The sequence below is a fragment of the Pirellulales bacterium genome (assembly GCA_036499395.1).
GTDB lineage: Bacteria > Planctomycetota > Planctomycetia > Pirellulales > JACPPG01 > JACPPG01.
Genome location: DASYDW010000004.1, coordinates 74,794 through 83,011, shown reverse-complemented (window position 1 = coordinate 83,011; position 8,218 = coordinate 74,794). Strand labels below are relative to the sequence as shown.

7 protein-coding genes are annotated in these 8,218 nt (G+C 61.5%); 2 read left to right on the top strand and 5 right to left on the bottom strand.

The annotated features are described in order from the left end of the window. The 4 genes from VGN12_00910 to VGN12_00895 all read right to left on the bottom strand — a co-directional run. Nucleotides 1-562 (bottom strand): RNA polymerase sigma factor (locus VGN12_00910; protein ID HEY4307985.1); only part of this gene is annotated, 562 nt, incomplete at its 3' end. Nucleotides 563-873: 311 nt separating this feature from the next. Beyond that, nucleotides 874-1,833, bottom strand: coding sequence for a DUF1559 domain-containing protein (locus tag VGN12_00905; protein ID HEY4307984.1), 960 nt, complete (start codon nt 1,831-1,833; stop codon nt 874-876). A gap of 247 nt (nt 1,834-2,080) precedes the next feature. Next, the gene (locus VGN12_00900; GenBank protein ID HEY4307983.1) at nt 2,081-2,602 is read right to left on the bottom strand and encodes a sigma-70 family RNA polymerase sigma factor; all 522 of its coding nucleotides are present in this window, start codon (nt 2,600-2,602) and stop codon (nt 2,081-2,083) included. 470 nt (nt 2,603-3,072) lie between these two features. Next, on the bottom strand, nt 3,073-4,329 hold the full coding sequence (locus VGN12_00895) for a CinA family nicotinamide mononucleotide deamidase-related protein (protein ID HEY4307982.1): 1,257 nt from the start codon (nt 4,327-4,329) through the stop codon (nt 3,073-3,075). Nucleotides 4,330-4,577: 248 nt separating this feature from the next. Between VGN12_00895 and VGN12_00890 the strand changes: the two genes are divergently transcribed. Then, nucleotides 4,578-7,052 carry a heavy metal translocating P-type ATPase gene (locus tag VGN12_00890; GenBank protein HEY4307981.1) on the top strand — a complete coding sequence of 825 codons (2,475 nt, stop codon included), beginning with the start codon at nt 4,578-4,580 and terminating at the stop codon, nt 7,050-7,052. A gap of 29 nt (nt 7,053-7,081) precedes the next feature. Then, a complete protein-coding gene (locus tag VGN12_00885) occupies nt 7,082-7,867 on the top strand; it encodes a class I SAM-dependent methyltransferase (protein HEY4307980.1) in 786 nt (261 codons plus the stop codon). Between the two features lie 20 nt (nt 7,868-7,887). Here VGN12_00885 and sugE read toward each other — a convergent pair whose 3' ends face one another. After that, complete coding sequence (gene sugE / locus VGN12_00880; GenBank protein HEY4307979.1) at nt 7,888-8,205, bottom strand: quaternary ammonium compound efflux SMR transporter SugE; 318 nt, start codon at nt 8,203-8,205, stop codon at nt 7,888-7,890. Nucleotides 8,206-8,218 lie beyond the last annotated feature (13 nt).

Here is an 8,218-nt window from a genome sequence, read left to right as displayed (position 1 = left end):
CGGAGGGCGAAGGGTTACTCTTGCGGCTTTTCAAACGCTCGCGAACTTGCTCGCGAGCGCGGTGTACGTGGCTCATGGCCGTGCCTGGAGGAATCTGCAGCGTGACGGCGATTTCGGCATACGACAGTTGTTGAATAATCCGCAACAACAGGCATGCCCTCCCCATGTCGCTGACTCCTTGCAGGGCAGCGATCACTTCGTCGTCGAAATCCATCTGCAGCTGCGCGAGTCGTCCATCCGTGCCGACCGTGGCATTCGTTGTGGTGGTATTGGTGGTCAGACGTGTCCCCACGCGATCGAGTGCAACGGGATCGGTCGGAAGGGTGCTTTGGCGGTTGGTTTTTCGGGCATGGTTCAGCGCCGTTAAGCGCACGATTTGCGACATCCAGGCCGCGAAGTTTGTGCCGGCGACGAATTCGTCGAGTTTGCGCAACGCTACCAAGGCCGCTTCTTGCACGATGTCGTCGGCTTCGGTCCGGTCACCTGTAATTGCTGCGGCGATCAGCCAGAGTCGTTGATACGACCCCGTCAAATGCGCCGCGAACGATTCCTCATTAAGCACTGGCAATCGCCTGCGCCATACGATCTGCGCCTCAAACAAGTCGCAACGGTCCGACTCAATTTCGCTGGTAATGGCCGCATCATCGGCCGGAACAAAAATAGGTGCGTAGCCGCCCGCCCGCGGCGACCTGGGCTGGAGGGCTCGCCACGTCAAGAACGGCTACGCACCGCAGCCCCGCTGTACACGGAGCCTGGATTTCCCTTCCGGCAGGCCAATTGTGCTGGTTGCCATACACAGATGTCTCGCCAGAGGGGATTTATTGCAGCAATTCTCCGAACCGGTCAATTTTGCCGCCCGTCGGCTCATTGGGCTTATCGGCCCGGCGCGCTGACCGGTTCGGCGCCGGCGCGCGTCGCCAGGGCCTGGTACACCTGGCTGTCGAGCGAGGTGGGCAGAAACTCGACGTGGCCATCCGCATAGAGAAAATTCACGCCGGCACCGTGCAGGCTGTAATACTCGTTAATTTCACTGTTCGGACTTCCTGGCCCCCCTGATCCTGTATAGCCAAGCACCATGCCGGAACTCGGCTTCAAATGAGGGAGCGAAATCTCCCCCTCGCTTGGGTCAGGAAAGAGCGAAGCGCCAGTCACGGCTCCGACCCACGTCCCTTCGCCGAGCAAATAGGCACGCTCGCCGACGGCGATCGTTTGTGAGCTTCCGTCGGTAATGTCGGCAAATCGCGTCCGGCTATTGCGATAAAAGATTCCCGCCCCAACTGGACTGGCATCGCTTGGCCCCATCATGCCCATGTAGGGCGCGAACGACACCTTGCAGATCAGGCGCGTGGGATTGCCGTTTGCGTCGCGCACTTCGGCCGGCCAGGCCGGGTAGAGAATCTCGTTCGCGGGGCAAAGCAATGTGGGAATGTTGGTTTTGCACGATGTGGCTGCGGTGGTCGCGGAATTCTCGATTCCCACGGACATGTCGAGCGTGCTCCAAAGCGCTGTCTGCTCGAGTTGCGGCAGGATCATCGAGCACCAGCCCCAGCCAGGCCCTGTCTCGACACCGGCCGCCGAGATATTCGTCAAATACCCGGGCGGAAGCGTGGCGTACGCGTCATGGTAGCTGACCAGGGCCAAGCCGATTTGCTTCAAGTTGTTCGCGCATTTCGTTCGGCGCGCCGCGGATCGCGCCGCCTGCACAGCCGGCAGCAATAGGGAAACAACAATGCCGATGATCGCCAGGATGACCAGCAATTCGACGAGTGTGAACGCGCGCCGCGACCGTCGGGCCCGCAGCCCGCGGACAATCGATTCCTCGCAGCAAGCCATCCCCGCGTCCTCCGCGCAAGCGCCCCGTTCTCGTGGCCCGAAGCGCTCGCCCATGACTTTGCACGAGAGCCCATCTGGCGCCGTTTGTAAGGTACGAGCCGGTCTAGCGCGCGGATGTGCCCCGAAGATTACAGTTTGGTCATCATATTCGTGCCTGCGAGAGAACTCAAAGAGTTTGGCGCGCGTGCCGGACAGAATCGGCAAAACCGAGGCGGATTGCTGCCCGAATCAAATCCTCGAACGCTGCCTAGGCCCCGTCCCTGAACACGTGCAGCGACTTGCGCAGAGCCCGAATTCCCAACAGGATCCTCGTTTTCGCCGTGCCGAGGGGAATCGCCTGCTGCTCGGCGATTTGCTGGTGCGTGAGCCCGCGAAAATACGAGAGAGCAATGACCGATCGCTGCTCTTCGGGCAGCCGTTCCAGTGCCAGGCGGACTCGCTGCGCCGACTCGAGCCGCACCAACTCCGCGAGCGGGTCGGTCGTCTGGGCCTCGGTGTACACGAGCGCTCCGTTTGCGTCCGGTCGGCGGCGGCGGACAAAATCGAGCAGTCGAGATCGCGCCAGCAGCATCAGCCACACCTCGGGCGAGGACCGTAGCGGCGAATACTGCGCGGCCGACCGCCAAACCTGGTGAAAAGTCTCCTGCAGAACATCCTCGGCATCCGCTCGATGTCGCAGGGCCCGGATCAACACCCCCAGAATTCGCGGCGCATGGCGATCGTAGAAGGCGGCGTACGCCGAACGGTCCCCCGTCACGATGTCCGCCAACAACTGCTCGTCGACAGCGTGGCGATTCGCACTTTGAGTAGCGAATGACCCAACGTTAGCGTGACCGTCGCCGGCCGGGGGCCTGGCGGCAGTAGACAAAGTCGGACCATGCTTTACATCAGTTCCCCGCACAACCGAGTCCTTCCGGCATTGATGGGCCCAGGCGCTTAATCGCTCCACGTTCGACCGGCATACGGCCGTGTCCAATTCGTGATTGCGATTTTCGTAGCCGTCATGAATCTGCTCGTCCGCGAATCTCGTAATGAATGACAAAGCCCCCCAGTCTGGTGCCGGCTCGCTTTATCACTGGCGCGCGGTCAGCCTGCGCCTCGCTAAAACACAGATGTCGCGCGCAACCGAGAATCTTGCAGATTCTTGGCGAGAATCCTTCCGCGGCGTTGCTCCGGACCGCTAGCGCGCGAGGACAACGTCGCAGAGCGAAGCGGATGAAGCGCAAGCGTGGTCGACGCTTACGCCATGTCCAGCAACGTCAGCCGGACCAGATTCAGGGCCTGCTTGGCCGCCCGTGATTTTAAAATGTCGGGCGTGCCGAAATGGGGCACCGAGCGGGTCGTAACCCCGGTGGCCGTCGCCAACGAGACAAACAGTCGCTGCGGCGTCGTCCCCCGTGCCACGAGGTCCGGAAATTGACTCACGGCCAGCCCTAGATCCGCGCCGACTTTTTCCCGGCAGCCACGGGCCATTGCCTCGACCACTTCGCCACTGACGGGCGTATGCTGGACGACCAGCTCCGGGGCGACATTGAGCAGTTTCACTAGTGCCGGCTGATTTGGCACCACCAGGCCACCCAAGAAGTTGCCGGCGTCCCCTTTGGCTGCCTCGTGCAAGCGGTCTGCCACCAAGCCCCCGGTTCCCCATTCCGCGGTGGCCAGTGAAAGGCCGCGCTGGCCGAGCAACCGAACCACGGCGTTTTCCATCTCGTCTTCCTCTTCGCCGAAGACGACGTTCCCCAGGCAATCGTAAATCATGCGCACCGTCGGCTCGGCCGCCGCTCGGCAAGCTTCGTCGCTTGCGCCCAGGGTCGTGATCCGCAGCGTAATCGTGGCGGCGCTGACCGTAATACCGACGCTGGGCACCCGGCCACGCCGAATCAAGTCAGGGAGTCGTCCTTCGAGCTCGCTTTCGCTGAGGCCAAAGCATTTGATGCGGCGGTGACGAATCACCTGCGGCGCCCCGCTGATTCGCACCAGCTCCGGCCGAACCGTCTCCTCCCACATGCGAAACATTTCCGAGGGAACGCCGGGCAGCGCAAACAGTCGGCAAGGTTCGCGGCCAGCGCGGGGAACATCCAGCGCGATACCAGGGGCCGTGCCGGTCGGATTCGGTATGATCCGGCTGCCGACGGGAAACATCGCCTGCGCCTTGTTCTGCTCGGGCATGTCGCGCCCAAACCGCGCGAATAAACCACGAATGTGCTCGACGATATGCTCGTGCCGTACGAGTTCCGTGCCAGCGAGTTGGGCCAGCACCTCGCGCGTCAGATCGTCCGCTGTTGGCCCTAAGCCTCCCGAGGCCACGACGACGTCCGCCCGCTCGGCGGCCGCGCGAAACACGTTGACGTTGGCGGCCAAATCGTCAGCCACGGTCGTATGATAGACGACCCGAATGCCGATCTCTCCCAACCGCTCGCTCAGCCATTGGCTGTTCGTATCGAGCCGTTGGCCGCTGGTCAGTTCGTCACCGATCGAAATAACTTCGGCATCCATCGGTCGCTCGCAAATTGTCAGGAAATGAAAATAGCGGCGGAATATTCGGGTATTGCCGTATTCTGGCAGGAATTGCCGAATCGTCCAGCTTAGGCATCGTACGTTTATTAGCCTGTTTTCCGATAAAACGGTGCCGCACCGCCTGCGCCTGCTTGCCCACTTTCCGTATCCTTATGCAGTACCAGATGACCGTACGCTAAATCTGGCAAATGAGGCCGTGACTCGGCGCAGCAATCCAGGCATCGAAAATGAATGAACGGCAAACCACAAATCACGGCAGTCACCAAGGGCACGAGCACAACGTCACGCCTCAGGGCGCCGGACCTGAGCCAGGGGCGGGCAGCTTACTGCCGGTGCTCACTCCGGCAGAGGTCCGAGTGCGAGACGTCGTCTGTGGCATGACGGTCGACCTGACCAAGACCCCGCACAAAACTGTGCATGAGGGGGAAGCTTTCTATTTTTGCTCGGCCAGCTGCGTGAAGAAGTTCCAGGCCGATCCCCAGAAATATCTCGGGCAAGTTCACCATGCTGCCGACGCGCACGTAATGACTTCTTTCGGCTTGAAGGTTCCCGAACACGCACACTCTGTCGAGGCTCGGCCGAACCAGGACAAGACATACACCTGCCCAATGCATCCGGAAGTGCGCAAGATCGGCCCCGGTTCGTGCCCGATTTGCGGGATGGCGCTCGAACCGCTCGATGCGACGGATGCCGAAGAGGACACGACAGAACTCGACGATATGCGGCACCGGCTGTGGGTTTGCGCCGTCCTGACCGTGCCGGTTTTCGTGATCGCGATGGCCGAGATGGTGCCTGGCTTGCCGCTCTCGCATTGGCTCGCTCCGCAGGTGTCGGCCTGGCTGCAACTGTTGCTGACGTCGCCCGTGGTTCTGTGGGGGGCGTGGCCGTTCTTCGTGCGCGGTTGGAATTCGCTACTGACGCGCCAGTTCAACATGTTCACTCTGATCGCGCTGGGCGTCGGTACCGCTTATCTGGAAAGTATCGTGGCCACCCTCGCGCCGGGAATTTTCCCCAAATCGTTTCGCGGGCATTTAGGCGAGGTTCCCACCTATTTCGAATCCGCGGCCGTGATTGTCACGCTCGTCCTGGTCGGCCAGGTGCTGGAACTGCGTGCCCGCAGCCAGACGTCGAGCGCCATTCGCAGCTTGCTCGGCCTGGCGCCGCGGACGGCCAGAAAGATCGACGACGGTGGTGAACGAGACATCCCGCTCGACGACGTTCAGTTCGGCGATCGATTGCGCGTCCGGCCCGGCGAAAAAGTGCCGGTCGACGGCAGCGTCGTCGAGGGATCGAGCTACATCGACGAGTCGATGATAACTGGCGAGCCCGTGCCTGCCGCCAAGCAACCAGGCGACCGAGTCACCGGAGGCACGGTCAACGGCACCGGATCGTTCGTCATGCAGACCGAACGAGTCGGTCGTGACACGCTGCTGGCGCAAATCGTGCAAATGGTCAGCGAGGCGCAGCGCAGCCGAGCCCCCATCCAATTGCTTGCCGATGTTGTGGCCGGTTATTTTGTGCCGGCCGTGATGCTAACCGCGGTCGCCACATTTGCCGTTTGGAGCCTGTGGGGCCCCGAGCCGCGGCTGGTCTACGCCTTGGTCAATGCCGTGGCGGTATTGATTATTGCCTGTCCTTGCGCTTTGGGATTGGCCACGCCTATGTCCATCATGGTCGGTACCGGCCGCGGCGCGACGGCAGGCGTCTTGATCCGCAATGCTGAAGCGCTCGAAAGACTGGAAAAGGTCGATACGCTGGTCGTCGACAAGACAGGAACGCTGACCGAAGGAAAGCCGCGCGTGGTCAGCGTCGAAGTGGCAACAGGATTCGCCGAGAACGACGTGTTGCGGTTGGCCGCTGGATTGGAAATGGCCAGCGAGCATCCTCTGGCCACCGCCATTGTGGCCGCCGCGCGCGAACGCGGACTGCCGTTGACCGCCGCGATGGACTTCCAATCCACGACAGGGCAGGGGGTGTGCGGCACGATCGACGGCCATCGGTTGCTATTCGGAAACGCCGGCCTACTGCAAAACGCAAAAGTTGAGATCCAGTCGCTTACCGGGCGCGCCGACGAGTTGCGCCGTCAAGCTCAGACAGTTATGTTCTTGGCCGTCGATGGTCGTCCGGCGGGTTTGATCGGCGTGGCCGACCCGATCAAGGATTCAGCCCGGGAGGCGATCGCCATCCTGCGCGAGGCGGGATTGCGCCTGGTGATGCTGACTGGTGACAGTCGTGCCACGGCCGAAGCGATTGCGCGCCAGCTGAATTTGCAGGAAGTTGAAGCCGAGGTTCGCCCGGAACAGAAGAATGCCTTGATTCGCAAACTGCAAAGCGAAGGCCGCGTTGTGGCCATGGCCGGCGACGGAGTCAATGATGCCCCGGCACTCGCGCAAGCTGACGTGGGCATCGCCATGGGAACGGGAACCGACGTCGCGATCCAAAGTGCGGGCGTCACGCTCATCAAAGGAGACCTGCGAGGCATCGTTCGGGCCAGGCGTCTTAGCCATGCCACGATGCGAAACATTCGCGAGAATCTGTTCTTTGCGTTCGTCTATAACGGCATTGGCGTACCGATCGCCGCCGGCGTGTTGTATCCCTTTTTCGGGCTGTTGCTGAGTCCGATGATCGCGGCCGCGGCAATGAGCTTTAGCTCCGTCTCGGTTATCACCAACGCCCTGCGTCTGCGCCGCATCAAGCTCTAACTCTGTCGTTCGCAAGCGAGCATCCTCGATTGGCAAACCGTGCGACTCGTCCTGACTGGCAACTACCCCGTGGGGTTACACGCGCCCTGCTCGAGCATGCGCAGATCGCGGATGTTTCGGCCGCTTACGACGAACAATTCTCGCGCGGTGCCGCTCGTGAACTGGACGAACAAATTCTCGACGAATTCCTGAGTCCACCGGGGCTGGTTGTCGATCTGGGCGCCGGGTCTGGCCGCCTGGCGCTACCGCTTGCTCGCCGCGGATTGCGTTGCCTGGCCGTCGATCTGTCCCGGCCCGCGCTCGTGGAACTACATCGGCAAAGCGCCGCGGAAAACCTACCGGTCGATTGCGTACTGGCTAATCTCGTTGAGCTCGACTGTTTGCAAGGGCATGTGGCCGACTACTGCATTTCGATGTACAGCACCGTGGGCATGATCCGCGGGCGCGAGAATCGGCTGCAGTTTCTTCGGCACGTGCGCCGCATCCTGAAGCGAAGTGGATGCTTCGTCGTACATGCGCATAACCGCTGGTACAACCTGTTCCTTCCTCAAAGCCGCAACTGGTTGTTAAAGAGTTTGTTGCGCGGCGTCTGGCGTCGCGACATCGAAGCGGGGGACAAGTATTTCGCTTATCACGGCGTGCCAAACATGTTCCTGCATGTTTTCACACGCAGTGAACTGTTGAGCGATCTCGCCGCCGCCGGCTTTACCGTCGAGAAGGTCGTTCCCTTGTCGGTCGAACGCCGACATGCGCTGCGTTTGCCCTGGCTGCTCGGCCGACTGAGAGCCGGGGGCTGGATCGTCGTGTGTACGTAAAGTCCGCGCAGTGCGCATGGTTAGTGCGCCGTGAACTTCAATCCGATGACCGCCACGATCAACAGCGTCAAAAAGAAAATGCGCGGCAGGCCGGCTGGTTCGCCCAAGAGCCATATCCCCAGCACCGCGGCGCCCCCAGCGCCAATCCCCACCCACACGGCATACGCGGTGCCGATGGGCAAGTCGCGCGCCGCGATGGCCAACAGCGACATGCTGATCGCGATGCCCGTGATCGTGAAGACGCTCGGCCAGAAACGCGTGAATCCGTCGGTATATTTCAGGCCGATGGCCCAACCAGCTTCGAGCAATCCAGCGATGAAAAGAAGTCCCCAGGCCATGACGACATGCTCC